This is a genomic window from Diplocloster agilis (assembly GCF_019042275.1).
Lineage (GTDB): Bacteria > Bacillota > Clostridia > Lachnospirales > Lachnospiraceae > Diplocloster > Diplocloster agilis.
This window is the reverse complement of the sequence record NZ_JAHQCW010000020.1, coordinates 18,943-45,690: the sequence shown is the minus strand read 5'-3', so window position 1 is coordinate 45,690 and position 26,748 is coordinate 18,943. Positions and strand designations below refer to the sequence as shown.

Genomic DNA, 26,748 nt, shown 5'->3' with positions numbered 1-26,748 from the left:
GCCCCTTTCCTACGTCTTCTCTTTTGTGTATAAGTTAGCTTATTTATACCCCTATCAAATTACATATCTTTCATTCTTTTCCACAACTACCTTGACCCCGTCTTCCCCGCAGTAATAGGAATTCGCCCGGATGGTGTCCCGGCTCTCTACAATGCAGTTTTCAATGTGGGTGTTATCTCCAAGATAGACGTCATTCAATATGATCGAGTTCTTTACCACACAGTTATTTCCGACGAATACTTTCTTAAACAGAACGGAATTCTCCACGGTCCCGTTGATGATCGATCCGCTGGATACCAGGCTGTTACGCACATTGGCTCCCGCGTTGTATTTCGCCGGCGGCAGATCCTCCACTCTGGAATAGATATCCGGATACTGGTGGAAGAAATAATCTCTCACTTCCGGTTTCAGGAAATCCATATTGGTCTTGTAATAAGCCTCCACCGTGGATATGTTGCTCCAGTATTCCTTGATCTTGAATCCGTAGATCCGCTTCAGGTTCTTATACCGGATCAGAATATCTTTGACAAAGTCATGCCGGTCTTCCTGGGCGCATTTCTCGATCAGCTCGATCAGCTGGCGTCTGCGGATCACATAGACTCCGGTGGAAATCGTGTTGGACTGGGAAACCATGGGTTTCTCCTCAAACTCCTCGATCCGGTAATCTTCGTTCATCTTCACTACGCCAAACCGGGTGGTGTCCTCATAGCTGGGTACTTCCTTGCATACCACCGTAATATCGGCTTTCTTGGCGATATGGTATTCCAGCACCTCGTTGTAGTCAAGCTTATAGATGCCGTCCCCGGATGCGATCACCACATAGGGTTCATGGCTCTTCTTCAGGAAATCCAGATTCTGATAGATAGCGTCCGCGGTCCCCCGGTACCACCAGCTGTTGTCCGCTGTGATGGTAGGGGTAAATACGAACAGCCCTCCCTGCTTTCTTCCGAAATCCCACCACTTGGAAGAACTTAAATGCTCGTTCAAAGATTTGGCGTTATACTGGGTCAGCACAGCCACTTTCTGGATATGGGAATTGGACATGTTGCTCAGCGCAAAATCGATGCTTCGGAAGCTTCCTGCCACGGGCATGGCTGCGATCGCCCTTTTTTTGGACAGTTCCCTCATCCGGTTGTTATTTCCACCTGCTAATATAATACCTATAGCCCTCATCACATATCACCTGCCTTTGTCAACGTCTCGCCGCTTTCCAGCACACCATCCGGATAGTCGTCCGGTTTGGTGATTCCCGCGATTGCGGTATTCTTTCCAACCTTCACGCCGGAAGGAATATAAGAATTTTCTCCGATGGTCACAAGACCGAACGAATAGATTCTGGGTTCCGTCTTATTCGGCACATCCTCACCGATACCCAGCTGGACATCGTGATCGATTTCCACATTTTCAGCGATGATCGCCTTGTCAATCACCACATTCTCGCCGATCCTGGTATTCTTCATAATAATGGAATCCCTGACGACGCTGCCCTTTCCGATGATTACACCCGGACTTATGACGGAATTAATCACCTCTCCATAGATATCCGCGCCGTTGCCGATAATGCTGCGCTCGATCCTGGCATCCGCCGACACATACTGCGGAGGGATCACATCGCTCTTTGTATAAATCTTCCAAAATTCTTCGTACAGGTTAAATTCCGGAATAATGTCGATCAGTTCCATATTGGCTTCCCAATAGGACCCAAGCGTTCCCACATCCTTCCAGTAACCATTATATTCATAGGCAAACAGACGGTTGCCGTTCTCATGGCAGTAAGGAATGATATGCTTGCCAAAATCACAGCTCGGCTGGTCGGACATGGCCAGCAGCGCATTTTTCAAAATCTTCCAGCTGAATATGTAGATACCCATGCTGGCCAGATTACTTCTGGGTTTCTCCGGCTTTTCCTCGAATTCCTGGATCTTGCTGTTCTCATCGGTTATGACGATGCCGAAACGGCTGGCTTCTTCCATCGGAACCGGCATGGCCGCGATCGTAATGTCCGCATTGTTTTCCTTATGGAAGTCCAACATCACCTCGTAGTCCATCTTGTAAATGTGATCACCGGAAAGAATCAGCACATACTCCGGATTATAAGTCTCCATGTAATCCAGATTCTGATAGATCGCATTGGCGGTACCGGTATACCATTCGCTGCTTGTACTCCTCTCATAAGGAGGAAGAACGGTCACTCCACCAATATTCCGGTCCAGATCCCAGGGAATGCCGATGCCGATGTGCGTATTCAAACGCAGCGGCTGGTACTGGGTCAGGACGCCAACTGTATCAATTCCGGAATTGATACAGTTGCTTAGTGGAAAATCAATGATTCTATATTTTCCTCCGAAAGCTACTGCCGGCTTGGCCACTTTCTGAGTTAGAACTCCCAGACGGCTCCCCTGTCCCCCGGCCAGCAGCATCGCAATCATTTCTTTTTTTATCATGCAATCACTCCTCGCTGTAATTTATTTTATACATTATATCATAAAATTAATAAACCGTGAACAAAATTTACAAAAAACATATAATATTTTCATTGCTTTTTAACACAACAGTCGATATTTTTGCATATAATAAATGACTCCATAATTTTTTTGACATCATTTTGCACAAATTTTGTAAAATTTTGTCAGATTTTTATACATTATCGTGCAGTGATAACTGCACGCCAGCCCGTAGGGCATGTGTTAATGGGATGCCCCTGGGGTATACATTATCGTGCGGTGCGAACTGCTTGTCCCCCTCTTTTTAAATTTATTTGTATTTTTATATACTTATGAGATATAATGGCCATAGGACTTTGTCTTACAGAAATAACCATCGTCATCCCGGCGTCTTGGGCGCCTTTCCCGGCGTGGAGTTTAAATCCCGCGGGGAAAAAGTGTACCGAATTAGTTCTAAACAATACTGTATCTTTAAACTGTATTTCTAATAGGAAGTGTAATTGTGAAACTAAACTTTCACATCTACTTAAATCTATGGCACAGTTTATGTGCTGCTGGAGGAAATTATGTATAAAATTAATTTTGAAAGTCCGATCCATGTACATTTCATCGGAATCGGCGGAATCAGTATGAGCGGCCTGGCTGAGATATTATTAAAGGAGGGCTTTCCCATCTCCGGGTCCGATGCGAAAAAATCCGAACTGACAGAGAAACTGGAATCCCTGGGCGCCAGGATCTATTACGGACAGAGAGCCTCCAATCTGGATAACATTCCGGATCTGGTCGTATATACCGCAGCGATCCATCCTGACAATCCGGAATATAACCGGGCGCTGGAGCTTAAGCTTCCTATGCTGAGCCGGGCTGAACTCCTAGGGCAGATGATGCGGAATTACCGCACCGCCATCGCCGTATCCGGCACCCACGGCAAAACCACCACCACATCCATGATCAGCCAGATCCTTCTGGCCGCAGAAAAGGACCCCACCATCTCGGTCGGCGGCATCTTAAAATCCATTGGCGGAAATATCCGGGTAGGAAACTCGGACACATTTATAACGGAAGCCTGTGAATATACCAACAGCTTCCTGCATTTCTATCCTACCATCAGCCTGATACTGAATATAGAAGCGGATCATCTGGATTTCTTTAAAGATATAGAAGATATCCGCAGCTCTTTCCGGGAATTTGCCAAACGGCTTCCAAGCGACGGCACTCTGATCATCAACGGGGAGATCGAACGCTTCGGGGAGATCACGGATGGTCTGGACTGCCAGGTCATTACTTACGGTTCCAACGCCGACTGTACTTATTCATACCGCAATGTCTCCTTCGATGAACTGGCCCACGGTTCCTTTGACCTTTATAAAAACGGCGTTTTTCAAAGCCGCATGCAGCTGATGGTTCCAGGCATTCACAATGTTTCCAACGCGCTGGCCGCCATAGCGCTGGCCGAAAGCCTTCAGATACCGCTTGCCATCGTGCAGCAGGGGCTTTTGTCCTTCTCCGGCACGGACCGCCGTTTCGAGTATAAAGGAGAAGTCGCCGGCGTTACCATTCTGGATGACTATGCCCATCATCCCACGGAGATCGCAGCTACATTATCGGCCGCCCGGAATTATCCCCATAATCGTATCTGGTGCGTGTTCCAGCCCCACACTTATACCAGAACCCAGGCCTTCTTAAAGGAATTCGCCCAGGCGCTGTCCGCAGCTGATTATGTGGTGCTGGCTGATATTTACGCCGCCAGAGAAAAGAATACGATTGGCATAAGTTCCTCCGATTTATTATCCGAGTTGAGAACGCTGAATGTCAACGCCCACTATTTTCCATCCTTTGATGAAATCGAAAACTTTTTATTAGAAAATTGTATACACGGTGATTTGTTGATAACTATGGGCGCCGGAGACGTGTACCGCATTGGGGAACATCTGCTTGGACAATAGTTATCCACATTATCCACACATTTATCAACAGAATGGCCCCGATAGATGTGTGGATTTTTTTGTGGATTACTCCGTTAACATAAACAAATTATGAATTTCGACAAAAGTCGTCTTACCGCTCTCTGAAAGCGGTTGTACAGAATTGTCAAACAATTCACAGATGGATTTATCCACATTATCCACATTATCCACATAAAACTGCCTTAACTTTAACCCCATTGAACTTAAGAAAATTGCTGTTTGCAAGATTTGAAACCTATGCTATAATGTCGTTGTTCGAATGTGACGCAGTTTAAGATCTGCGCTGCATATTTCATGAAAGGCGCAGGTGAACTACATGGGAAGTATCCATCTATACTCTAAAAACAATCCCGACTCCACGATGGTCTCCAACCATTTTATCGACACATATATGCCGGAAGCAAACGGTGAGTTTGTGAAGGTATATCTTTACCTGCTGCGTTGTCTTTCCACTTCTGCCGCGAAGGCTCCGGAAGTATCGATTTCCTCCATCGCGGACAGGTTCAACCATACGGAAAAAGATGTAAAGCGAGCGTTAAAATACTGGGAAAAGCTGAATTTACTGCAATTGGAATACGGGGAGGACAAGTCTCTCAAGAGTATTTGTATCACCGAAGGCCTGCAGGCGGCGAAGCTTGCAGAGGAACAGGTGAGTGTCACAGCGGCGGAACCCAAAGCACCGGCGTCTGTTACGGCCAGGCAGACGTCCCCCAGGCAGGACGCGCCCCGACAGGAAACAGCGGAACTTCCTTCCTATTCGACCGGTCAACTGGAAGCCTTCCTTCAAAAAGAAGAGATCCGCCAGTTGATTTTTATTGCGGAACAGTATCTGGGGAAACCCTTAAGCCCTTCCGAAGTGACTTATATTCTGTTCTTCCATGATGAGCTGCATTTTTCCGCGGAATTGATCGAGTATCTGATCGAGTACTGTATTTCCAAGGGAAGCAAAAGTTTCCGGTATATGAAAACCGTCGCGCTGGCCTGGTCGGATGCGCATATTTCCACCATTCAGCAGGCCAAAGAAGCTTCCGCGGCCTATAACCGGAATTATTATGCGGTAATGAAAGCCTTCGGCATCAAGGGACGGGCCCCTGCCGAGCCGGAAGCCGCTTATATCCGCAAGTGGCTGGAAGAATATGCCTTTTCTCTGGATATTATACTGGAAGCCTGCAACCGGACGATCAGTTCGATTCATCAGCCCAGTTTTGAATACGCGGATTCCATCCTGAAGAAATGGAAGTCCAACAACATCCGGCATCTGTCCGATATCCGGACACTGGATGAGGAACATGAGAAAACAAAGGATACCCGCAAGACAGCCCGGGCGAAGACAGCGCCGGAAACAAACAAGTTTAATAACTTTCACCAGCGAAATTATGACTATGAGCAGTTGGAAAAACAGCTATTACATACCAGATAGAATTCCAACAAAGGAGGCGCCGATTTGGCACTGACAAATTCACAGTACGATACCATTATTCGGGAATACAACCGCAAACAGCTGCACAACCGCCATCTGCAGGACGCCCGCATCAAGGAGGTGTACGAGACGCTCCCCCAGGTTAAAGAACTGGACGCGTCCATATCCAACTTAAGTGTGGAGCAGGCGCGCAAGATGCTCTCCGGAGATCCAAATGCGCTGGATAACCTGAAAGAAAGCATAGCCGCTTTGTCGAAAAAAAGGCAGGCTCTCATGGCCGGGGCCGGATTTCCCGCCGACTATATGGAGCCTTCTTATGACTGCCCGGACTGCCATGACACCGGTTTTATCGGTAATTCCAAGTGTCATTGCTTTAAACAGGCAGTGATTGATATGCTTTATACCCAATCCAATCTGAAAGAAATCCTGCAGTCAGAGAATTTTTCCCATTTTACCTATGAATTCTATGATGACCGTGTGAAAGATCCCTCTACCGGCCGTACGGCTCTGGAGACCGCCAAAAGCGCCGTGATGGAATGTCTGGATTTTGTAAAAACCTTTGATACGAAACATCGCAATCTTTTCTTCTACGGAGATACCGGAGTCGGGAAGACTTTTTTGTCTAACTGTATCGCCAAAGAATTGATCGATACCGCGCATTCGGTCATCTATCTGACCGCATTTCAATTATTTGACATTTTTGCTAAAAATACCTTTTCCGGCAATAATAGTCCGGAAGAGAATATGTATCAGTACATCTTTGACTGCGATCTTCTGATCATCGACGATCTGGGTACGGAGCTTACGAATTCCTTCACCTCCTCCCAGTTGTTTTTATGTGTTCAGGAGCGAATTGCCAGGAAAAAATCCGTCATCATATCGACGAATCTGCCGTTGGAAATTTTCGTGCGCACCTACAGCGAACGGACCTTTTCCAGAATAACTAGTAACTACACCATGCTGAAGCTGGTTGGTGAAGATATAAGAATAAAAAAGAAATTAGGAGGAAATCTGTAATGACAAGCGACGATCAAATTTTCGAGACCGTTCCGGTAGGAACCCTTGGTATCATCCCTCTGGATAGTTGTAAGGCTCTGGGGGAGAGAATCAACGACTACCTGGTCAAGTGGCGCCGTGACAGAGAACACGAACACAAGGAAACGATCTATTTCCGCAATTATGAAAAGGACAGTTATATCGTAGGCGCCAAAGTACCTCGTTTTGGAACCGGGGAAGCTAAGGGAGCCCTTATGGAATCCGTCCGCGGTTATGACTTGTACATTATGGTTGACGTATGCAACTACAGCCTTACCTATTCCCTATGCGGACACCAGAACCGGATGTCTCCGGATGACCACTATCAGGATCTGAAGCGGGTGATCTCCGCAGTTGGCGGAAAAGCCAGAAGAATCACCGTAATCATGCCGTTCCTGTATGAAAGCCGGCAGCACCGCCGTTCCGGCCGGGAATCCCTGGACTGCGCGCTGGGCCTGCAGGAGCTGGTATCCATGGGTGTTGACAATATCATTACCTTTGACGCCCACGACCCCAGAGTGCAGAACGCCATCCCGCTTCACGGATTTGATACGGTCCAGCCGGTCTACCAGTTCATCAAGGCTCTGCTCCGCAATGAGCCGGACCTGGATATCGACTCTTCCCACATGATGGTCATCAGCCCCGACGAAGGCGGTATGAGCCGCGCGGTATATATGGCCAACGTCCTGGGCCTGGATATGGGTATGTTCTATAAGCGCCGCGATTATACAAAGGTCGTGGAAGGCCGGAATCCCATCGTAGCCCACGAATTCCTGGGCGCGGATGTGGAAGGCAAGGACATGATTATCATCGACGATATGATCTCCTCCGGGGAAAGTATGCTGGAAGTAGCCGCGGAATTAAAAGCCAGAAAAGCCAGAAGAATCTTCATGTGCTCTACCTTCGGCCTGTTTACCAACGGCATGGCCAAATTCGACAAGGCCTATGAGCAGGGCGTCTTCGACCGGGTGCTGACGACCAATGTCGTCTATCAGCCGCCGGAATTGCTGTCCAGGCCTTACTATATCAGCTGCGATATGAGTAAGTACATCGCTTTGATTATCGATACGTTGAATCATGATTCCTCTATCAGCGGTCTGTTGAATCCGAATGACAGAATCCAGAAACTGCTGGCAAAATATAAGAATAAATAAATTTTTAGTTTAAAGGGCCGGAGTTCATACGGAGCCGTTGTATAACCGCCCCGCCGAACTCCGGCCCCTTTGCGTCCCAAAGTTTATCCGATTTTCCATCCGGTGTCTGTATATGACAGACTAATAATCCGTCAACCGGACTTCGTGGTAGGGAATTCCCCAATGATCCAGAATCTCCTGTTCTCTCTTATGGCAGGTGAATAAAAGCACCTGGTTCGGACAGGCGGACAGCCATCGCAGCGTCTGTTCCAATCTCGTTTGGTCATAATAGGCGAAGGCGTCGTCCAGCAGGACCGGCATCGGGGTGTCCGGGCAGAACAGCTGCCCCACCGCCATGCGCAGCGCGAAATACAGCTGTTCCATGGTGCCGCGGCTGACCTGCTCCGGTGTCAGCACCTGATCGGAGGTATGAATTCTCAGCTTTAATTTTTCGTCCAGGTGGATACGGTTGTATTTACGGCCGGTCATCTGAGAGAATATCATGGAAACCGTGCGTTCCAGTTTGCTGCCCATTCCCGCATGGATCTCTTCCGCGATTTGGCGGATCGTGGCTTCGGCCAGGTCAACCGCGGCCAGCTGTTCGTCCAGGCGCCTGATCTGGGCCAGCGTCGGATTTTCTTCCTCCTGTTCCAAGGCGAACGCTTCCTGTTTTAATTTCAACTCATGAATTTCATCCAGAAGCTGCTGGCAGGCCCACTCTTTTTTCTTCCATTGAAGGGACTCGTTTTCTTTTTTCGATTCCGCTTCCTGCTGATCCTTTATCGTTCTATTTCTGATGAATAACAGAGTAATAGCTACGGCGATTATCACGACTGATCCAATTCTGGCCCACATCCAGGGGGAAAATAGAACTCCCAAAATCCCCGCCAGGATCAGAAATAAACATATATACCACGACGCCCCCGAAGATCTTTGTTGAAACCTTTTCCCGGGGGAAGGATCCGGCTCCCTGTCCGAACGCCTGTGGCTTATCTGAGATTCTGCATCTGTATCTGAAGGAATGTCCGCAGCAGGCGAAGTAACGCGGCTTGTGGTCATGGCTGCCGACGCTTGTGAGATTTCCGCCGCCAGTGTATTGCGCTTCTTTTCCTTCTGACGGATTTCCTCTTCCAGAAGTTCCCCTCTCAGCTCCTGACTCTGAGTCTGTTTTTCCCATTCAAGCTTAAGTGTTTTTTTCCGGGCGTTCAGGTCTTTTCTATTTTCCTTCAGACATTTTACCGCCTCGGAAACGTCCAGCGTGGTATCGCCGGTTTCCTCATAGCCGGCCATATAATTGCCCAGCGCCTGGGCGAGGGATTCCTCCGTGCCGGATCTATGCTGTCCGATGCACCAAGTATTGCGGTAGACGGTTTCTGTCATGCCGTCCAGCAGCATCTGCAGATCGCCCTGCTCCACCGACAGCTCTTCCCCGTCCGTTTCACAGACCAGTTCCGTCTTTCTTCCAATCCTGGCAAAACTGCGGGACAGCCGGAACACCTTGCCCCCGCAGACGAACCGCATCCCGCCCGCATAATAAACGGGATTTTCCCACGGCTCATACATCCGGTAAGCGTCCGAAGCGGAAGCTCTTCCCCGCTGCTTCTCCATCCCAAACAGCATTCCCCGGATAAAAGTGTGAACCGTCGTTTTCCCGGCCTCATTTTCCCCATAGATCAGATTCAGTCCCTCGGACAGCTGTATCTGCCTGTTATGAAATTTCCCGAAGTTTTTTATATCCAGTTCCTGTATGACCATATATCTTCTACCTCTGTCCGCGCAGCAGCGCATGTACGCCGTAATAGAGCGCATCCTCGTTTATCCGGGAATCCGGCATTCTTCGCAACCGCCGGATATAGCGTCCCACCAGATCGTCTCCATGTTCCCGTTCAAGCTTCTCATAGTCCAGATCAGGCTCTGTCCCGTCTTCTACCCGGATGATGTTTCCCAGCGTCTGAAGCTCTTCCTGGTCCAGAAAGATGTCCGGATCTCTTTGGCCCCGGAGTATGATTTTATAAATATTATGGCTGCTGTTTTCTTCTATAAAATGTCTGATTCCGGCCCGTACGGTTTCAAAGGTATCCTCCGGGGTTATCCGCCATTCCTTATGTAAATATTCCCGGCTTGCGGCGCGGACGAAGGTGATCCGGGGCTGTCCGTTTGCAATCTCCCCGGAAATATAACCGTGGGGCCCGGTATCGTTCATGTCAATGGGTTCCAGCGCCCCGGCATATGCCATGCGGCCTGATGCCAGCATTCCCGGTTTGTGGATGTGCCCCAGCGCTATATAGTCGAATCCGCTGACCGCCGGAAGATCCTTGCGGACCGGTATATGATTGTCATCTCCACCATGGGCCAGAAGGATATTGATTCTGTCCGGTCTTTGGGGCCTGATCCCATCATAAAGGTTTTCCCGGATCTCCTGGCTGTGATAGCTGAATCCGTAAACTTCCGTTTGCAGCTCCGGAAAATAGACGCTTTCCAATTCTGCACCCCTGAGAAAGGTCACGTTCGGACTCCACTCATAATTCCGGTAATAGGAATCGTTGCGGATATAGTCATGATTACCGGCAATCATAACCACCTTCGTCCTGACAAGGCCTGCCAGCAGGGAATCCACTTCTTTTATCTCCCGCTTCAGCGGCTGGCGGTGGAACAGATCGCCGGCGATCAGCAGCAGATCTGTCTGCTCTTCCCCGGCCCGCTGAATCACCGACCGGAAGCTGTCCCAGATCTCTCTGCCTCTGCGGGCTCCCCAGGGGTAACCACGATCCGGCTCCGCCCCGAGATGCACGTCTGCTATATGAATAAATCTCATAATTACCTCCAATCCTTCGCATAGGTCTATTATGCCTCACCATTATAGCATATCAGGCATTATTCTTTCAAACATTTGTTCTTTTTTGTTTCTATCGCTATTTCCGCAATGGAGCTATCCTTTTTCCAAATTCAGTGATAAAATAGAAAAACAGATAATGAAATGGACAAAACGAAATGGACATGTCCCTTTCTATCGATCATTATTAGAAAGGATACTGATTATGAAAATTGTGATTGCGGAACCACTGGGAGTGGAACAGGATTTGTTGTTAAATATGGCGCGGGAGGCACTGGGCGCCCAGGCTGAAATTATGTATTATGATACCAGAATTACAGATACGGCCGGTCTGATTGAGAGGGGAAAGGATGCTGAGGTTCTGGTCGTGTCGAACCTTCCGCTGAATCGGGAGGTGATAGAGGGATGCCGGAAGTTAAAGCTCTTGTCCGTTGCCTTTACCGGTATCGATCACATCGACGTGGAGGCCTGCCGCCGCCAGGGTATCATGATCTGCAATTGCGCCGGCTATTCCAATTGCGCGGTGGCCGACCTGGTATTCGGGCTTCTCATTTCCATCTATCGGAACATTCCGGCCTGCGACCGTGCTGTCCGCGCCGGCCAAACCAAAGACGGACTGGTTGGTTTTGAACTGGAAGGAAAAAAATTCGGCGTAGTCGGCACCGGCGCCATCGGAAGCCGCGTCATCCGAATCGCTCAGGCATTTGGCTGCGATGTGTACGCTTATTCAAGAACTCCAAAAGCAATAGACGGGGTAACTAACGTCTCCCTGGATCAATTATTATTCGTCTGCGACGTTGTCTCTTTGCATGTGCCTTTGACCGCCGACACCAAAGACCTGATTAACCGGGATAATTTAAAACTCATGAAACCAAATGCGGTCTTGATCAACACCGCCCGCGGCCCCGTCGTCAACAGCGGGGATCTGGCCGCCGCCCTTTCGGACGGCACAATCGCGGCTGCCGGAATCGACGTATTTGAAACGGAGCCCCCCATCCCCGGGAACCATCCCCTCCTGCAGGCTCCAAACGCCCTGGTCACTCCGCATGTAGCTTTTGCAACCAAAGAGGCGCTGGTTAAACGGGCCGCCATCGTATTCGATAACATCCGTAAATGGATGGATGGGACTCCGGTCCATGTTATGTAACATATGCATTAATATTCTCAAATAACGCTTTGCTTTTTGGCGTAATTGTACTATACTACAGGTATGTAGAAATTACTTACCAGTTACGCGAAAAGGAGTTGGGTGTATGATTAATCTGAATTTTGAAAGTCCGGAAACGGAAGAATATTATGCGGATGCCCGCCGAAAACTGGGCGTAGGCCGGCCTAGCTGGTGGAATACTGCGGATGTTATCACCCGCGAAGATGTGGACAATTATATTAAGGATGCGGAAAATATGTTGCAGTGCTGATTGCAAAAAGATCCGCTTCGTTCACAAAGTACATATGACGCAGCAAAGGCATAGCCGCTGAGCTTATCCCAGCAGCTATGCCTTTTTATTGCAGGAAAATGTTCCTATCCCGTCAATATACTCAGAAAACAAACTGCACCAACAGCATATATAACACTGTCCCGGCGCCAATACTCAAAAGAGTGTTCCGCTTCCACAGATGCAGTCCGGCCACAGCGGCCACCCCGATCAGTTCCGGGAGACCATACGGCGAGACGGTGGGATGTACTCCTTTCAGGCAGTAGACCACCAGCATTCCGATGGCCGCATAGGGCAGCACATTGCCCAGATAGCGGACGAATTTCGGCGCTTTGTCCGCGTCGGGGAACACCAGGAAGGGAATCACGCGAGTGGCAAACGTGGCTGCCGCGATCAGCATCACCGTGATAAACGCATGCATGGGCGTCATCTTTTTTCCCCCTTCCCGTCATATATTTTCTTATACAGGGCCAATACAATCAGTATCCCGATCATCGAGGGGATCAGGAAGTTGTCCGCTTTGAATACGATCAGACATAATACCGTTACTACCACACCGGCGATAGCCGGAAAATGATCTTTCGTACTCTTCCATTGGTCCAGATATATCACAATAAACAGGGCGGTCATCACGAAATCTATACCCGTTGTGTTAAATTTGAACATGCTGCCGATCACACCGCCCATTACGGACCCTAAAACCCAGTAAGTCTGATCCAGCAGAGTGATAAAAAACCGGAACCAATTCTCATCCACCCCCTCCGGCGTCTTCGCTCCGCACAACAGGGAGAAGGTTTCATCTGTCAAACCGAAAATCATGTATCCTTTCTTTTTGCCAATGTCTTTGAATTTATCCAGCATGGAAATCCCATAGAACAGGTGCCGGGCATTGACGACCAGGGACATGATGACTGTTTGGATCGGATTAAAGATACTGGCCAGCAGCTCGATCGCCACGAACTGCATGGAGCCGGCATAGATCAATCCGCTCATCAGCAGCGCCCACCAGGCGCTGTACCCCTTGCTGTTCAGCAGGATTCCAAAAGCCATCCCCAGGAAAATATATCCGGTCAGTACCGGAATCGTATGGGGAAAAGCCGCTTTACAGGCAACCCTGAGCACCGCTTTTTTCTCATTACTCATAAAAAAACCTCACGATATGTATATTTTATGGCCTTATATGGCAGTCTTTGAATATTATATAATACTTTTACTGTTTAGCGCAATAAAAATAGAAGCGCCGTAATACCGGATTTGAAAGTGTGGTTAAGTATGGAGAAAAAAAGTTCCCGCAGATGGATTGCGTTTTTAAGCCTTGCCCTGCTTACATGTATCGTATGTATATTTTTTATAAGCGGTAATTTCGCGGAGCGAAGCGCCCATATTCCTCCTGATTATTCCATGTCGGACCTGACCGGAATTTTGTCCGGTTCCGCCCTTACCGAGGCGGATTACAGAACCCTTTATAATCAGGCCGGTCTGGGAAAGCCGGCGGTAGATGCCCTTCTGGCAAAAGGCGCCGCGGGCAGACAGGAAATCCTGGAGATCCAGCAGGCTTTCTTTGCCTCCGTTCCATATGAATGTACCTGGAACAGCCCCATATCCAAGGAAGAGCACTCCATCGGCCCGGATGGCTACTGGCAGCCGGACACCCAACTGGCTCCTCTGGAAGACGGGGACATCCTTATCACAAAAAATTCCCACATCGGAGGCTGGCGCAACGGCCACGCGGCTCTCGTGATAGACGCGGAATCGGAAACGACACTGGAATCCGTGGTGATCGGACGCAACTCCAAAACCCAGGATTATGACAAATGGCGGACTTTTCCTTCTTTTCTGGTGCTCCGTCTAAAAGATACTCCGAAAGAAGAGCGGGCAGCCATCGCCCGATCCGCTATGGACAATTTAAACGACATTCCGTATTATTTTCCGGCAGGAGTCTTAAGTCCCAAATACCAGCCGCCCGGTTCCGTAACCGGGACCCATTGTTCCCATCTGGTCTGGCTCGCTTATGCTCACTTTGGGTATGATCTGGACTCCGACTCCGGGATGATCGTCACCCCAAAGGATATCGCCAACAGCCCCCTTCTGGAGATCGTACAGATCTACGGGGCCGATCCTGACTCCCCCTGGCCCTAAGCGCCGGATTACCTGGGATTCACATGGACCATACAGTGCTTACATCCGGGAAACTCTTCTTCTATTTTAAGATGTACATCCTCCGCGATCGAATGGCTGTCCCGGAGTGTAAGGTCCCCGTCCGCCCCGATCTCTATGTCCACATAGATTTTATTTCCAAACAACCTGGTCCGCAGTTCATCGATTTCTTTGACGCCGTCTATGCTAAGAATCACTGTCTTCATTTTTTCAATCGTTTCATCGTCACAGGATTTATCTACCATCTTCGAAATCGCGTCTGCGAATATATCATAAGCTGCTTTGATAATAAAAATACAGATCACTACACTGGCGATCGGATCCAGCACCGGAAGCCCCAGACGCGCTCCCAGAATACCCACGAAACTGCCCACGGAGGACAACGCGTCCGACCGGTGATGCCATGCATCCGCCATCAGCGAACCGGAGTTAATCTTTTTGGCTGCGGCTCTCGTGTACCAGTACATCCACTCTTTCACGACCACGGAAATCACGGCCATGCTGAGCGGCAGCACGGACGGAATCTTCAGATTTTCATAATTTCCCCCGATAATATCGTTAATCCCGACCATACCAATGCCGATACCGGTGGCACACAGAATCGTCGCCAATAATATAGAAGCAACGCATTCCATCCGTTCATGCCCGTACTGGTGATCGTCATCTGACGCCTTGCTGGATATATTGACACCGATAATCACAATAAACGTGCTGAACACATCTGAGGCAGAATGCACCGCATCAGACAGCATCGCCTGGGACCGGCCAATAATTCCTGCCGCCAGCTTAGCGGCGGACAACAACAGGTTTACGACTATGCTGACTACAGACACCTGTATCGCTGTCTGTTTTTCCGTTTTTATACCGCCTGCATCTTTGACCGCATTCTTCCTCTCTGCGCCCGTATCTTCTATATTGTTTATCTTTTCATTTTTGTCCTTATTTTCTAATGTGATATCTTTTCCGGTTATGTACTCTTTTTCCATTGTGTTATCTTTTTTCATACATCATTGCCTCCCGTTCCTTCAGGCTGGAAAATATAATTCTTACTATTATATTAGTTTCATCCTAAAAATGCAATCACTTTTTTCCTATATTCCCTATATTTTCTATATGCTATTTTCTATATTCTCTGTAGGTGTTCCCGGCACCAGGAAATAACTGGTAATATCGGCAATTTAAGGTAACAAAAAATCTTCTCTGAGTTAAAGTCAAACGACAGAGTCTGATATAATAAATTTTAATGAAATCTTGATCATTTCTAATCTATATTTTGGCTGATAACAAACCATTCGTAGCTATCTCAACCAATATATGATAGAATAAAAGAACTTTAACTATAACGATCCCAGACAGCCGAAACCCATTGGAGGAAAAGATGACGGATTATTATCACATTTGTATCGCAATCACAGTTGGATTATTCGTAGGTTTTTTCATAGGAATTATTAAATCTATTATAAAAAAACGGAGTTACTCCGAAAAGGAGATACTGAACACCCGCAGATTACTAAACAAATTTGCTGCCATTTTCAAATACATTACTTTTCTGCTGCTCACCTTAGGGCTGATCTGGTGCAGCTTTTTCCTGGTATTAGGTATCGTTATTCCATCCCGGGCAGACTATGCTAACAACATATCGGAGCTTATTGTATCCGTTCTAACGGTTATCTCCATTATATTCGCCTTCGTAGAATTTCTCCGTCGGACGGACAACAAATAATGCGTACGGCGCATATGCAATACGCGGTTCAGAGGTCTTAGCGGTACTCTATATATGGTAAAATACTTTTACCTATCCTCTAATATTCCTGGTATCTGTAACCGTTTGGCAAAATCGGGAAAAGCCCAAATTTTTCATCGTTTATTCATCGTTGTATATAGATATTCTTGGCAAATTATGATTGACTTTGGACCACATTCCATATATACTTTAATTAGTAAAACTCTTTTACCAACCAGATCCATAAAAATCAAATTTTGAAAGGAGAATCACCTATGACCAAAGAAACTTACCTGGAGCTCAGAGAAAAAACGCTCGACTACTTTTCCCGCGCGCACATTGCGCTTACTTCCGCCGAGGAAGACGCAATCGAAGTGGCAGATTTTGGACTGGATGATGTGATGCGTACCGGACTTGAAAGTATTGTTTACATAAATACCGACAGATGCTGCGCCAAGGAAATGGTTCTGCTGCCTCACCAGACCTGCCCTGAGCACCTGCATCCTCCGGTAGGGGAGGACTATCCCGGAAAAGAGGAAACGTTCCGCTGCCGTATGGGTACCGTATACCTGTATGTGGAGGGTGAGGCCACCGAAGACCGCTGCGCTGCGCCGCCCGCCGGAGATGAGGCTTATTATACCGTATTCCACGAAGTAAAATTAGAGCCCGGAGAGCAGTATACGCTGTATCCCGGAACCAAACACTGGTTCCAGGCCGGCAGCGAGGGCGCCGTAGTCAGCGAATTCAGCACACATTGTTACGATGAATACGATATTTTTACCGATACCCGTATTAACCGTATCCCCACCATAGAGTAAACACGTGACACAAGGAGGAAATTTATTATGTTAGCAAATCTGAACGATGTACTTATCCCCGCGAAAAAGGGTAAATATGCGGTGGGTTTATTCAACGCCGTCAATCTGGAACTGGCCAGAGGTATCATCAGCGCGGCGGAGGAAACCGGTTCTCCCGTGATTATGGGAACCGCTGAGGTTCTGTTCCCCTACGGTCCGCTGGAAGAAGTGTCCTACTATCTGATCCCAATGGCGAAAAAAGCGCGTGTGCCCGTAGTCATCCACCTGGATCACGGACTCAGGAAAGAAACCTGCATCAAAGCTCTGGAGCTTGGTTTCTCTTCGATCATGTATGACTGCTCCACAGACCCCTATGATGTGAACGTTCAAAAAGTCAAAGAGATGGCCGATATCGCTCATTCCTTCGGTGCTACCATCGAGGGCGAGTTGGGACACGTAGGAGACAATGAAGGTTCCCACGAGGGAAATTCCACGCTCTCCGATCCGTCCAAATTCTATACCGATCCCAGACAGGCGAAAGATTTCGTGGAAAAAACCGGCGTGGACGCGCTGGCGATCGCTGTAGGCACCGCTCACGGCGCTTACAAGCTGCCGCCCAAACTGGACTTTGAACGTATACAGACCATCGCCCGGACCGTATCCGTGCCGCTGGTACTGCACGGAGGTTCCGGCCTGGCCGACGCGGACTTTAAAAAAGCCATTGAAAAAGGAATCAGTAAGGTTAATATATTTACCGACATCAATATCGCAGCTGTGGAAGCGGAACTGCAGGCTTTCGACAAGATGGAAAAGGGACTGATCGATCTGATTCCCGCCGCTGTCCTCGCCATTAAAAACGCCGTCATTAAAAAACTGGAACTGTTCGGTTCCACCGGAAAAGTGCATCGCAGCGCCGCCGATATCGAAGCTATCGTACAACTGGTAACCAAAGAAGTGCTCAGCACACTTGGAAAATAGAAGGGGGATTCTTATGGATAACGCAAAATCCAGGATGGCAATCGTCGCAGGGCATATCTGCCTGGATATCACCCCTGCTTTTCCTAACGAAAAGATCTGCCGTATTGACGAAATGTTTGTTCCCGGACGTCTGATCCAGATGGGGGAGGCCGATGTCCATACCGGCGGAGCGGTCGCCAACACCGGGCTCGCCATGAAAATTCTCGGAGCCGACGTGCGCCTTATGGGGAAGGTCGGCAAGGACGCCTTTGGCGATCTGGTTCTCTCAAAATTAGAAGAATATGACGCTTCCGCGGGCATGATCGTATCTGACGGTTCCGCTACCTCCTACTCGGTGGTGCTGGCGCCGGTGGGGATCGACCGGATTTTTCTGCATTGTTCCGGCGCCAACGATACCTTTGGCATGGATGACATTGATTTTTCCCTGGTGGGCGATGCCGCCCTGTTCCATTTCGGATATCCGCCTCTCATGAAGAATATGTATTCCGATCACGGAAGCCAGCTGGTTCAGCTCTTTCAAAAGGTGAAATCGATGGGAGTCGCCACCTCACTGGACTTCGCCGCCATCGACGAAAATGCCGCGGTTGGAAAAATTGACTGGGAAGAGATTCTGTCCGCCGTTCTCCCTTATGTGGACTTCTTCGTTCCCAGCGTAGAGGAACTGGCCTATATGCTGGACCGCCCCAGATATCAGGAGTGGGTGAAACGGGCGGCCGGCGGCGACGTCACCTCTGTGCTGGACATTGAAAAAGATGTGCGTCCACTGGCCGACCGGCTGCTGGATATGGGTGCGAAGGTTATCCTGATCAAGTGCGGCGCGCCCGGTATCTATCTGCGCACCGGCAGCCAGGACCGGATCGCCCAAATTGGTGGCGGATTGCCGGAAACTATGATAAAATGGGATAATCTGGAACATTTTGAAAAAAGTTACCGTCCCGACCGCATCCTATCCGGTACCGGCGCAGGCGATACCAGTATCGCCGCTTTCCTGTGTTCCGTCCTGAACAGCAACACCTGGCAGGAAGCCATGCAGTACGCTGCGGGCACAGGGGCCTCCTGTGTCGCCGCCTATGACGCGTTAAGCGGACTGCTGACTTTCGATCAGCTTCGTGACAAAATAAACGCCGGTTGGGAGAAAAATTAGGAGTTATCGCATGCCGTCTAAAACAGGAATCAACAATCAGAATCTAAAATATCAGAACCGCGGCCTGATCCTGCAGTTAATCGCTACGGGAAATGAGATTTCCCGGATCGAGCTTTCCAAACAATCCGGGCTGACCAAAATGTCGGTCACTAACATCATTTCGGAATTTATCGACCGCCATCTGGTCCGGGAAACCGGATCAGACCGGGCGGTTACACCCGGGCGGACTCCCATCTATCTGGACATTTCCCCCGACGCCCCCAAAGTCATCGGCGTCCTCATTAACCGGGATTCCTGTTCCGCGGTCCTGTGTGATTTAAAACTTAATATGCTGGCCCTAAAGACCGCTGAGATTTCCCATTGCGACAGCAGCCGGCTGCTGGATATCCTCTTCGGACTGGTTGACAAAGTCAAGGAAAAGACCTCCGACCCCATAGCCGGGATCGGGATCGCTTCCTTAGGCCCTGTAGACACGGTAAACGGCATCATCTTAAACCCAACTAATTTTTACGGAATCAATAATATACCCATTGTCCGGATCTTCGAGAAATGCTACGGCGTTCCCACGTATCTGGACAATAACTACGATTGCGCGGCCCTGGCCGAGCGTTTCTATGGCATCGGCCGCAGCTATGAAGACTTTATATTCCTGGGTGTCACCAACGGAATCGGCTCCGGCATCATATCCGGCGGGCAGCTCTATCACAACGCGGCCGGCTACGGCAGCGAGTTAGGACACACCAGCATCGACTATAACGGCAACCTGTGCGCCTGCGGGAACCGGGGCTGTCTGGAGACCTACGCCAGCGCGTCCATCATCCAGCGGCAGCTTAGGGAAGCCACCAAGCAGTATCTGACTTTCCGTGAATTTTGTACCGATCCGTCCCATCCCGCCATTGCGCCTATTTTATCGGATATGACGGACAAGATATCAAGCGCGCTTATTAACGCGGTCAATCTGCTGAATCCCCAGGCGATCATCCTGGGACACGAGGCGGTCTATCTGCCGGATGAAAATGTGGCGCAGATGGAGAAGACGATCAATGAGATCAAGCTGGCCAAGGATCATCCTATCCCCGTGCTTCGCTCCCATTTTGGGGATAACGCGCAGCTTCTGGGAAGTACCTGCTGTGTCTTAAACGGGGTCTTCCGGGGAAGCTCCAGAGTTGGGGAGCTGTTTTTCGGGTAGGGACGGGATGAGAGGTACGGGATGCGCGGGGCCTTGCGGGAACCGGTGGAAAATCCCGTGGCGCCAATTCGCTTCGGCCGGACCTAAGAACGGATAACTACGATGGAGGGAGAACCTCTTATTGGCAGGGCCTGGAACAAACTCGCCACAGTACGGCTCGGACAGTGTTCCAGGCCCTGCGAGGTTCTCCCTCCATCTGCGTAACCCGTTCTAAGGTCCGGCCTCAAGCGAATTGGCGCCACGGGATTTTCCACCGGTTCCCGCAAGGCCCCGCGCATCCCGTACCTCTCATCCCTGCACTAATATTAGCCGGGTTGCAATGTGCTGTGATTTGGGGTTGGATTTGGTCTGTTTTCTTCGGTTTTCATTACTGGTTTTGCTTTTGATTGTTAGTGGCTTACCGCTAAGTGCGTAAGGACTTGGAGAACGGACTGCTGGTATTACTGTTTTTCTCTAATGATTCGGCAGGCGTCAGTCCAGCCTGCTTCATCAAATTCCTGATTTCTGTAATATAGTTTTTTGTCTGCATCGGTGATCTTTCGAATCACTTTACAGGGGTTTCCGGCTGCTATACTCCAGTCCGGAATGTCTTTTGTGACCACGCTTCCTGCTCCGATGACTACATTGTCGCCGATATGGACACCGGGACATATGACCGTATTGCCGCCAATCCAAACGTTATCGCCAATTGTAACTTCGATTCCATATTCATATGCGGTGTTTCTGGTTAGGGGATGTACCGGATGACCGGCGGTATAGATGGAAACATTCGGTGCCATCTGGCAGTTATCGCCGATCCTGACTTTTGCAACATCCAGTATCGTACAATTGTAATTTGCAAAGAAGTTTTTTCCGACTTCAATATGAAATCCATAATCACAGTAAAACGGCGGATTCACAAAGGCTCCCTGTGATTTTCCGAACAGTTCTTTTACTATCTCAGAAATCTTTTTAAAATCTGACCGGTCCACCGTATTTAGTTCCTGTGTCAGCCTGCGTGCTTGTTTTTGTTGTTCCATGACGCTGTCATCCGAAATATACGGAAGCCCTGCATCTCTTCTCTCAATTTGATTCATTTCCCATACCTCTCAATCTTTTTTCTTCTTCCAGATCTTCCTTCGTAATCTGTTTGTCTTTGTCATACACATTCCCCCAATCTTGTCAGGTCTTTGACCCATTTATATTTTTTGTAATGACGAAATACCGCGGGAAGCTTTATCAGTTCATCCATATTAACAATGAAATATACAACAAGCACCGGAAGTTTTAAGATAAATGCAGCCAGCAGGCCAAGCGGTACTATGATTCCCCATAAGGTTACCGTATCACATAATAATCCAAATCTGCTGTCACCGCCTGCACAGAAAATGCCGCCAACGGTTGCGCAGTTAACGGATTTTCCTACCATCCAGATGCTGCTGATACCAAGCATCCATACCAGATCATGCTCTGCGCCCGGACTAAGGGTTATCACGCTGAGCGCAATTGGTATCAGCAGAATTGAAATAATTCCTGATAGGATCCCACTTCCCAGGGCAAGGATTGTAATCTGCCGGCCGAGAATTTTTCCATCCTCAAGTCTGCCGGCGCCCAACGCGTTTCCTACCAGGATGCCGCCCCCTGATCCAAGACCAATGCAGAAGCAGGCAATCAGATTCCGGACAATGGATGCAATGGAATTTGCCGCTACCGCATCTGTCCCTAAATGTCCGATCATCACAGCGGATACGGAAAAGCCAAGTCCCCATACAAGTTCATTTCCTAATACAGGCAGTGTATGTTTCCAGACTGTCTTTTGAAGATCCTTATCCGGTTTCAAAAGCCAATGCAGACGCAGGTGAATACTTTCGGAACGCTGTGCATTGATTTTAACCATTCCGTATTCCATCGCTCTGGCAATAACTGTTGCATAGGCCGCACCCGAAATTCCCAGTGCCGGGCATCCAAACAACCCAAAAATCAAGACCGCATTTAATACAATATTCAAAATGACCGCCAAAGAACTGATTAAAGTTGATAATCTGGCCTGGCCGCTGTTCTTCATGATGCAGAGATAAATCTGGCTGATACTGCACAAAACATAGGACAGGCTGACACTTCGCAAGTATCCTGTACCTAATTCAACCAGCTCCTCTTCATTGGTCAGAATCTTCATAAAAATATATGGATTTATAAAAGATATCACTGTAAACAGTAAGCCGACCCCGACGCTCACCCGCAGCGTGAGAGCAAATATCCGTTCCACCGCATCTATGTCTTTCTTTCCCCAATACTGTGCCGCGAACATACTGCCCCCAATCGTCAGGGCAGCCGTAAATAAGCTCAGAACAAATGCTACCTGCCCCGCCAAAGATACCGCAGACATTGCATTCTGCGCCAGCTTTCCCAACATCAGGGCATCACAGGCACTGACCAGAGTGAGCATAAACTGGGAAAAGGCGATGGGAAGCACCAGCGACAAAATTTTGTTATGTAATTCTGTTTTCTTCATATACACTCCTTGTCTTTTCCTTTTACTAATGATACCATAATATAACAATATCCCAAGATAATCATGCGTAATATTCCATAATTATATAACAATCACACAGAAAGGAGCTATTATGCAGGTTCCGGTCAAATCAGACGGCTCTGAAAGAGTTATTTATAATAATCCCGAAGTCCCATATTACATACATTCATCTTATCTTTCCGCCTATGACGGTTTCAGTGCAATCAGCCACTGGCACGACGATCTTGAATTCATTTACATCATAAACGGACACATGTGGTATCACATCAATGAAGATATCGTATTGTTAGAGGAAGGAAATGGAATCTTCGTCAACTCATGTCAGTTGCACTATGGTTTTTCTAAGGATCTGTCGGAATGTCATTTTGTTTGTATACTTTTTCACCCGGAAATTTTGTCTGCCAACCGCTACATTGAAGATCATTACATTTCCCCGATGATTCACGACGGCGCTTATCCTTACGTTATACTAAAATCAGAGATTCCGTGGCACAGGAAGACTCTTGATAAAATCAAACAAGCTGCCGGCCTGGAACATCTTCAAAATCCCGCATTGTTGATGCAGCTATCGGCTCTGTCCATTTACATAGATTTACAAACAAATCTTCCCCCCACAGATACCAAAAGCCTAATCCCGGATCAAACCAGACTTCTGCTAAAGCGAATGATTCGCTATATACAAGAACACTATACCGAAAAAATAACATTAAAACAAATCGCCGATTCTGCCGGAATCAGCAAGTCACAGTGCGGATTATTATTCCAAAAACACACGGGTACATCGCCAATCGAATATTTAACGGAATATCGTCTGCAGCAGGCCAGAACAATATTAAAAAACACCGATAAAACTATGATCGAAACTGCATTAGAATCCGGATTTAGCGGCAGCAGCTATTTCTGTGAAACGTTCAAGCGAAAATACGGAATCACACCCTTACAATATCGTAAATCGCTTTCTGTCTACCCAATCTAACTCTACACCGATCTAAAGCTTGAAGTATGCTGCATAACCGGTTATGCTTATAAAATAAGCAATAATCCTAAACATTTCAAGCAAATTGCAACCTGGCACATATTAAAGCAGGGCCTGAGGAAGCCGGTTGGGCCGGGGAGCCGGGGGCGTGATGCGTCTGCTGCGGATCGGTCCGGCGGGAGGCCCGTTCTTTCGGGCTGTCTGGCGGGGGCGGCGGAAATTGGCCGCGCTCCGGGGCATTGGGCGGCCGTGCAGCTGCTTAATAAAAACGGGCCGGCGGGGTCAGGATGCGGGGCGGCGTTCCACGCCGACACGCAAGGGGCTCTGAACCGGGAACGCATCATGCGTTCCTGGTGAATAGCCCCGGTTCCTGACCCCGCCGGCCCGTTTTTATTTAGCAGCTGCCGGCGCAAGCCCACAGCCCCGGAGCGCGGCCAATTTCCGCCTCCCCCGCCAGACAGCCCGAAAGAACGGGCCTCCCGCCGGACCGATCCGCAGCAGACGCACCACGTCCCCCGGCTCCCCGGCCCAACCGGCTTCCTCAGGCCCGGCCCCCCCAACACCCCCAGGAGGTTCCCCAAAACAATGTTTAAAATAGGTGAATTTTCAAAATTGACGCAGGTATCTGTCCGGATGCTGCGGTATTATGATGAGCAGGGTATTTTAAAGCCCTCCAGGACGGACCCGGTTACCGGCTATCGCAGTTATACATCGGAACAGATTCCTAAGCTTCAGCGAATCCTTTTCTTAAGGGATCTGGATTTTCAGGTGAACGAGATCGCTCAGGCACTTGCGCATTGGCAGGACATGCCCATAACCGATCTGCTGGAGCATAAGAAGCTGGAACTGCTGGCCGAGGTGGCCAAGATACAGGACCGAGTGGATAAGATCGATATCGCCGTCCGGGATGTTCAGGCCAGGAACCTGGATGTACACTGTAATGTGATTTTAAAAAGTATTCCGGAGTTGTCGGTTTTGTCTCTTAGGAGACGGATTCCGGATCATTTTTGCGAAGGGGATCTATGGTTTGAGCTGAACCGCTTTGTGATGGAAGAACACGTGGCGCTGGATACAGGCGTGAATAATCTGGCCCTGTTTTATGATGAGAACGAGGGAGATAGCGAGGTTGACGTGGAGGTCTGCTGTCTGGTAAAAAAACCCGGCATAGGGCGGGGAGATTTTGTGTACCGGCTGATCGCAGGGGAGGAATTGATGGCCTGCGTAATGGTCTATGGACCTTATCAGAATATCGGCACGGCTTATCATACCTTTGCCAGATGGCTGGAGGAACACCGGTATTATGAAATGAAAGATACTGTCCGGCAGATCTGCCATCTTGGCCCTTTTAATGAAGAGAATCCGGAACGTTATCTGACGGAGATTCAGGTACCGCTAAAACGGCGGGATTGATTTCCATTGGTACTGTAAGGGTAAAGCAGTTTTTCTCAGGTATGGGTGGGATGTCCGCCCCATATCTGAGAAAATCGTCTGCTCATCAGTTTCCCTTGCTGCTCAATGGATTGCTGTGATTTTCAAAGAAGGGATTATTGTCCGGTTCCGGCTTATTTCCTTCCCGGTACTTGGAGTTCTGACGGATCATTTCCGCACGCTCCTGTTCCTGTTTTAAGGTTGACTGATTTTGTTCCTGTCTCGAAACGGGCTGATTTTGTTCCTGTCTCGATACAGGTCTGCTTTGTTCCTGTTTGGATATGAGTTTGCTTTGATCTTGTTTCATATGCACGCCTCCGGATTTCGTTAGGATAGGGATAGTTTGTGCGATCCTTTTGTTTTTATTCCGTTATTGGGACGGCGGCTTTTATGAAGGGAACATCGGTCATTTTCTTGCTGTCCTTTTAAAAATTGAATTCGGCCTCCCAGTTAAAGTCTCCGGAACTTTCCACACTGTCGGGCCAATGACTGCACCAGCCGGGTACCTGTGGATGTTCGATCCGGTCCATACTGGGCGTATAGGGTTTCAGATCCAGTACCGGAGTGCCCGGGTGGGCATCGATATAGGCCAGATGGATTTTTCCGGTTTCCCATTCGATCCCGGTGATGTCTGAGACAGTTATGGCGACCGGGTTGGGACGGATCGGTGATCTGGTTGCAAATATGCCCATGCTGTCAGGACCGTTCTTATAGGGCGACGGACACTCCAGCACCGACCGGTATTCCTCTTTGTCAAAGTCACTGAACCACCAGATCACCTGAATGGCTCCGAATCCTTCCAGTCCTTTCAGACCGGGTAAGTATTCTTTTTTCAGCTGGATATACATCCCATCCTCATCTGTACCTGTTTCTCCAATTGGTTTTACATAGAGCTGTTTCATGCTCATTTCCTCCTTCATACGTATTGTGATGTGATCTTATACCCTCACATCATGTGAGAGTCAATACCGCTAAAAGATGTTCCCCTAAAAGTTATTCCATTTCCTTGCATTCTTCTGTTTAAAAACGTATACTTAACAGTATCCCATCAACACATGCCCTTCGGGCGGATTCGCAGCATTCGCTGCTCAATAATGTATACTTAACAGTATCCCATCAATACAATACATGCCCTTCGGGCGGATTTGCAGCATAAAACCGACTGTATCACAAGAGAGGAGTAACTGTATGATTCATTTTAATCATTTTAATTTCAATGTCCTGGATCTGGACAGAAGCCTGAAATTTTATAAGGATGCGCTGGATCTTGCGCCGGTTCGGGAAAAGACCGCTTCGGACGGCTCTTTCCATCTGGTCTATCTGGGGGACGGGGCCACGGGATTTTCTCTGGAGCTGACCTGGCTGGCCGATCGGACAGAACCCTATAACCTGGGAGAATGTGAATTCCATCTGGCTTTTGTGACCGATGACTATGAGGGCCTGCATCAGAAACACAAAGATATGGGGATTATCTGCTATGAAAATGAAAAAATGGGAATATATTTTATCTCAGATCCCGATGGCTATTGGATCGAGATCCTTCCCGTGAAAAAATAAAACAAGATGAAAAGACAAG

Annotated in this window: 26 protein-coding genes; 15 read left to right on the top strand and 11 right to left on the bottom strand. The window is 48.6% G+C overall.

All coding sequences use genetic code 11. The annotated features are described in order from the left end of the window. Positions 1-54: 54 nt before the first annotated feature. Together glgD and KTH89_RS12730 are read right to left on the bottom strand one after the other, a co-directional pair. On the bottom strand, positions 55-1,173 hold the full coding sequence (gene glgD, locus KTH89_RS12735) for a glucose-1-phosphate adenylyltransferase subunit GlgD (RefSeq protein ID WP_158346096.1): 1,119 nt from the start codon (positions 1,171-1,173) through the stop codon (positions 55-57). Beyond that, positions 1,173-2,444, bottom strand: coding sequence for a glucose-1-phosphate adenylyltransferase (locus KTH89_RS12730; RefSeq protein ID WP_158346094.1), 1,272 nt, complete (start codon positions 2,442-2,444; stop codon positions 1,173-1,175). The genes glgD and KTH89_RS12730 overlap by 1 nt, the downstream gene beginning before the upstream one ends. A 566-nt stretch (positions 2,445-3,010) precedes the next feature. Between KTH89_RS12730 and murC the strand changes: the two genes are divergently transcribed. The 4 genes from murC to KTH89_RS12710 all read left to right on the top strand — a co-directional run bounded on the left by murC (position 3,011) and on the right by KTH89_RS12710 (position 8,020). Further along, the gene (gene murC, locus KTH89_RS12725) at positions 3,011-4,390 is read left to right on the top strand and encodes a UDP-N-acetylmuramate--L-alanine ligase (RefSeq protein ID WP_238721972.1); all 1,380 of its coding nucleotides are present in this window, start codon (positions 3,011-3,013) and stop codon (positions 4,388-4,390) included. Between the two features lie 337 nt (positions 4,391-4,727). Beyond that, positions 4,728-5,831, top strand: a complete 1,104-nt coding sequence (locus KTH89_RS12720) for a DnaD domain protein (protein WP_238721971.1) — start codon at positions 4,728-4,730, stop codon at positions 5,829-5,831. A 24-nt stretch (positions 5,832-5,855) separates the two neighbouring features. After that, on the top strand, positions 5,856-6,848 hold the full coding sequence (locus KTH89_RS12715; protein WP_238721970.1) for an ATP-binding protein: 993 nt from the start codon (positions 5,856-5,858) through the stop codon (positions 6,846-6,848). Next, entirely contained in the window at positions 6,848-8,020 is a 1,173-nt protein-coding gene (locus KTH89_RS12710) for a ribose-phosphate pyrophosphokinase (RefSeq protein ID WP_158346086.1), read from the top strand. The genes KTH89_RS12715 and KTH89_RS12710 overlap by 1 nt, the downstream gene beginning before the upstream one ends. A gap of 120 nt (positions 8,021-8,140) precedes the next feature. On the opposite strand, the gene KTH89_RS12705 is transcribed toward KTH89_RS12710, so the two are convergent. Next, a complete protein-coding gene (locus KTH89_RS12705; RefSeq protein ID WP_238721969.1) occupies positions 8,141-9,754 on the bottom strand; it encodes an ATP-binding protein in 1,614 nt (537 codons plus the stop codon). Between the two features lie 7 nt (positions 9,755-9,761). Continuing rightward, on the bottom strand, positions 9,762-10,814 hold the full coding sequence (locus KTH89_RS12700; protein ID WP_238721968.1) for a metallophosphoesterase family protein: 1,053 nt from the start codon (positions 10,812-10,814) through the stop codon (positions 9,762-9,764). A 223-nt stretch (positions 10,815-11,037) separates the two neighbouring features. Here KTH89_RS12700 and KTH89_RS12695 point away from each other — a divergent pair, with 223 nt between their 5' ends. Beyond that, positions 11,038-11,979 carry a 2-hydroxyacid dehydrogenase gene (locus KTH89_RS12695; protein WP_238721967.1) on the top strand — a complete coding sequence of 314 codons (942 nt, stop codon included), beginning with the start codon at positions 11,038-11,040 and terminating at the stop codon, positions 11,977-11,979. Positions 11,980-12,085: 106 nt separating this feature from the next. Beyond that, a complete protein-coding gene (locus KTH89_RS12690) occupies positions 12,086-12,250 on the top strand; it encodes a hypothetical protein (protein WP_238721966.1) in 165 nt (54 codons plus the stop codon). A gap of 121 nt (positions 12,251-12,371) precedes the next feature. Here the strand turns inward: KTH89_RS12690 and KTH89_RS12685 are convergent, their stop codons facing one another. Next, positions 12,372-12,698 (bottom strand): branched-chain amino acid transporter permease, encoded by a 327-nt coding sequence (locus KTH89_RS12685; protein ID WP_158346078.1) that lies wholly within the window; start codon positions 12,696-12,698, stop codon positions 12,372-12,374. Next, positions 12,695-13,411: an AzlC family ABC transporter permease gene (locus tag KTH89_RS12680; RefSeq protein ID WP_158346076.1), complete on the bottom strand. Its 717-nt coding sequence runs from the start codon at positions 13,409-13,411 to the stop codon at positions 12,695-12,697. Before KTH89_RS12680 ends, KTH89_RS12685 begins: the two co-directional genes overlap by 4 nt. Before the next feature lie 129 nt (positions 13,412-13,540). On the opposite strand from KTH89_RS12680, the gene KTH89_RS12675 reads away from it, so the two are divergent. Beyond that, positions 13,541-14,407: a hypothetical protein gene (locus KTH89_RS12675; RefSeq protein WP_238721965.1), complete on the top strand. Its 867-nt coding sequence runs from the start codon at positions 13,541-13,543 to the stop codon at positions 14,405-14,407. A gap of 8 nt (positions 14,408-14,415) precedes the next feature. Here the strand turns inward: KTH89_RS12675 and KTH89_RS12670 are convergent, their stop codons facing one another. Further along, positions 14,416-15,288 (bottom strand): cation diffusion facilitator family transporter, encoded by an 873-nt coding sequence (locus KTH89_RS12670; protein ID WP_238721986.1) that lies wholly within the window; start codon positions 15,286-15,288, stop codon positions 14,416-14,418. A 515-nt stretch (positions 15,289-15,803) separates the two neighbouring features. On the opposite strand from KTH89_RS12670, the gene KTH89_RS12665 reads away from it, so the two are divergent. From KTH89_RS12665 to KTH89_RS12645, 5 genes are all read left to right on the top strand, one after another. Further along, positions 15,804-16,148: a transporter gene (locus KTH89_RS12665; RefSeq protein ID WP_238721964.1), complete on the top strand. Its 345-nt coding sequence runs from the start codon at positions 15,804-15,806 to the stop codon at positions 16,146-16,148. Between the two features lie 275 nt (positions 16,149-16,423). Continuing rightward, positions 16,424-16,966 (top strand): D-lyxose/D-mannose family sugar isomerase, encoded by a 543-nt coding sequence (locus tag KTH89_RS12660; protein WP_238721963.1) that lies wholly within the window; start codon positions 16,424-16,426, stop codon positions 16,964-16,966. Between the two features lie 27 nt (positions 16,967-16,993). Beyond that, positions 16,994-17,923, top strand: coding sequence for a class II fructose-bisphosphate aldolase (locus KTH89_RS12655; protein ID WP_158346034.1), 930 nt, complete (start codon positions 16,994-16,996; stop codon positions 17,921-17,923). A gap of 13 nt (positions 17,924-17,936) precedes the next feature. Then, entirely contained in the window at positions 17,937-19,067 is a 1,131-nt protein-coding gene (locus tag KTH89_RS12650) for a carbohydrate kinase family protein (RefSeq protein WP_238721962.1), read from the top strand. A gap of 10 nt (positions 19,068-19,077) precedes the next feature. Then, a complete protein-coding gene (locus KTH89_RS12645; protein ID WP_238721961.1) occupies positions 19,078-20,256 on the top strand; it encodes an ROK family protein in 1,179 nt (392 codons plus the stop codon). Positions 20,257-20,696: 440 nt separating this feature from the next. Here the strand turns inward: KTH89_RS12645 and KTH89_RS12640 are convergent, their stop codons facing one another. After that, positions 20,697-21,332 (bottom strand): sugar O-acetyltransferase, encoded by a 636-nt coding sequence (locus KTH89_RS12640; protein WP_238721960.1) that lies wholly within the window; start codon positions 21,330-21,332, stop codon positions 20,697-20,699. Positions 21,333-21,394: 62 nt separating this feature from the next. Continuing rightward, a complete protein-coding gene (locus KTH89_RS12635) occupies positions 21,395-22,747 on the bottom strand; it encodes an MATE family efflux transporter (protein WP_238721959.1) in 1,353 nt (450 codons plus the stop codon). Positions 22,748-22,859: 112 nt separating this feature from the next. On the opposite strand from KTH89_RS12635, the gene KTH89_RS12630 reads away from it, so the two are divergent. Then, a complete protein-coding gene (locus tag KTH89_RS12630; protein WP_238721958.1) occupies positions 22,860-23,744 on the top strand; it encodes a helix-turn-helix transcriptional regulator in 885 nt (294 codons plus the stop codon). Positions 23,745-24,329: 585 nt separating this feature from the next. After that, positions 24,330-25,154, top strand: coding sequence for a MerR family transcriptional regulator (locus tag KTH89_RS12625; protein WP_238721957.1), 825 nt, complete (start codon positions 24,330-24,332; stop codon positions 25,152-25,154). 85 nt (positions 25,155-25,239) lie between these two features. On the opposite strand, the gene KTH89_RS12620 is transcribed toward KTH89_RS12625, so the two are convergent. Both KTH89_RS12620 and KTH89_RS12615 read right to left on the bottom strand, forming a co-directional pair. Beyond that, complete coding sequence (locus KTH89_RS12620; RefSeq protein WP_158346022.1) at positions 25,240-25,479, bottom strand: hypothetical protein; 240 nt, start codon at positions 25,477-25,479, stop codon at positions 25,240-25,242. Between the two features lie 118 nt (positions 25,480-25,597). Next, the gene (locus tag KTH89_RS12615; RefSeq protein WP_158346020.1) at positions 25,598-26,074 is read right to left on the bottom strand and encodes a TrmO family methyltransferase domain-containing protein; all 477 of its coding nucleotides are present in this window, start codon (positions 26,072-26,074) and stop codon (positions 25,598-25,600) included. 286 nt (positions 26,075-26,360) lie between these two features. Here KTH89_RS12615 and KTH89_RS12610 point away from each other — a divergent pair, with 286 nt between their 5' ends. Further along, positions 26,361-26,729 carry a VOC family protein gene (locus KTH89_RS12610; protein ID WP_238721956.1) on the top strand — a complete coding sequence of 123 codons (369 nt, stop codon included), beginning with the start codon at positions 26,361-26,363 and terminating at the stop codon, positions 26,727-26,729. Positions 26,730-26,748 lie beyond the last annotated feature (19 nt).

Coding starts and splice junctions, on each gene's coding strand:
- KTH89_RS12665 (WP_238721964.1), top strand. CDS start 15,804: ATGACGGATTATTATCACATTTGTATCGCAATCACAGTTGGATTATTC.
- KTH89_RS12675 (WP_238721965.1), top strand. CDS start 13,541: ATGGAGAAAAAAAGTTCCCGCAGATGGATTGCGTTTTTAAGCCTTGCC.
- KTH89_RS12660 (WP_238721963.1), top strand. CDS start 16,424: ATGACCAAAGAAACTTACCTGGAGCTCAGAGAAAAAACGCTCGACTAC.
- KTH89_RS12700 (WP_238721968.1), bottom strand. CDS start 10,814: ATGAGATTTATTCATATAGCAGACGTGCATCTCGGGGCGGAGCCGGAT.
- glgD (WP_158346096.1), bottom strand. CDS start 1,173: ATGAGGGCTATAGGTATTATATTAGCAGGTGGAAATAACAACCGGATG.
- KTH89_RS12690 (WP_238721966.1), top strand. CDS start 12,086: ATGATTAATCTGAATTTTGAAAGTCCGGAAACGGAAGAATATTATGCG.
- KTH89_RS12640 (WP_238721960.1), bottom strand. CDS start 21,332: ATGAATCAAATTGAGAGAAGAGATGCAGGGCTTCCGTATATTTCGGAT.
- KTH89_RS12615 (WP_158346020.1), bottom strand. CDS start 26,074: ATGAAACAGCTCTATGTAAAACCAATTGGAGAAACAGGTACAGATGAG.
- KTH89_RS12625 (WP_238721957.1), top strand. CDS start 24,330: ATGTTTAAAATAGGTGAATTTTCAAAATTGACGCAGGTATCTGTCCGG.
- KTH89_RS12655 (WP_158346034.1), top strand. CDS start 16,994: ATGTTAGCAAATCTGAACGATGTACTTATCCCCGCGAAAAAGGGTAAA.
- KTH89_RS12630 (WP_238721958.1), top strand. CDS start 22,860: ATGCAGGTTCCGGTCAAATCAGACGGCTCTGAAAGAGTTATTTATAAT.
- KTH89_RS12680 (WP_158346076.1), bottom strand. CDS start 13,411: ATGAGTAATGAGAAAAAAGCGGTGCTCAGGGTTGCCTGTAAAGCGGCT.
- KTH89_RS12705 (WP_238721969.1), bottom strand. CDS start 9,754: ATGGTCATACAGGAACTGGATATAAAAAACTTCGGGAAATTTCATAAC.
- murC (WP_238721972.1), top strand. CDS start 3,011: ATGTATAAAATTAATTTTGAAAGTCCGATCCATGTACATTTCATCGGA.
- KTH89_RS12730 (WP_158346094.1), bottom strand. CDS start 2,444: ATGATAAAAAAAGAAATGATTGCGATGCTGCTGGCCGGGGGACAGGGG.
- KTH89_RS12720 (WP_238721971.1), top strand. CDS start 4,728: ATGGGAAGTATCCATCTATACTCTAAAAACAATCCCGACTCCACGATG.
- KTH89_RS12695 (WP_238721967.1), top strand. CDS start 11,038: ATGAAAATTGTGATTGCGGAACCACTGGGAGTGGAACAGGATTTGTTG.
- KTH89_RS12650 (WP_238721962.1), top strand. CDS start 17,937: ATGGATAACGCAAAATCCAGGATGGCAATCGTCGCAGGGCATATCTGC.
- KTH89_RS12710 (WP_158346086.1), top strand. CDS start 6,848: ATGACAAGCGACGATCAAATTTTCGAGACCGTTCCGGTAGGAACCCTT.
- KTH89_RS12645 (WP_238721961.1), top strand. CDS start 19,078: ATGCCGTCTAAAACAGGAATCAACAATCAGAATCTAAAATATCAGAAC.
- KTH89_RS12620 (WP_158346022.1), bottom strand. CDS start 25,479: ATGAAACAAGATCAAAGCAAACTCATATCCAAACAGGAACAAAGCAGA.
- KTH89_RS12635 (WP_238721959.1), bottom strand. CDS start 22,747: ATGAAGAAAACAGAATTACATAACAAAATTTTGTCGCTGGTGCTTCCC.
- KTH89_RS12610 (WP_238721956.1), top strand. CDS start 26,361: ATGATTCATTTTAATCATTTTAATTTCAATGTCCTGGATCTGGACAGA.
- KTH89_RS12685 (WP_158346078.1), bottom strand. CDS start 12,698: ATGACGCCCATGCATGCGTTTATCACGGTGATGCTGATCGCGGCAGCC.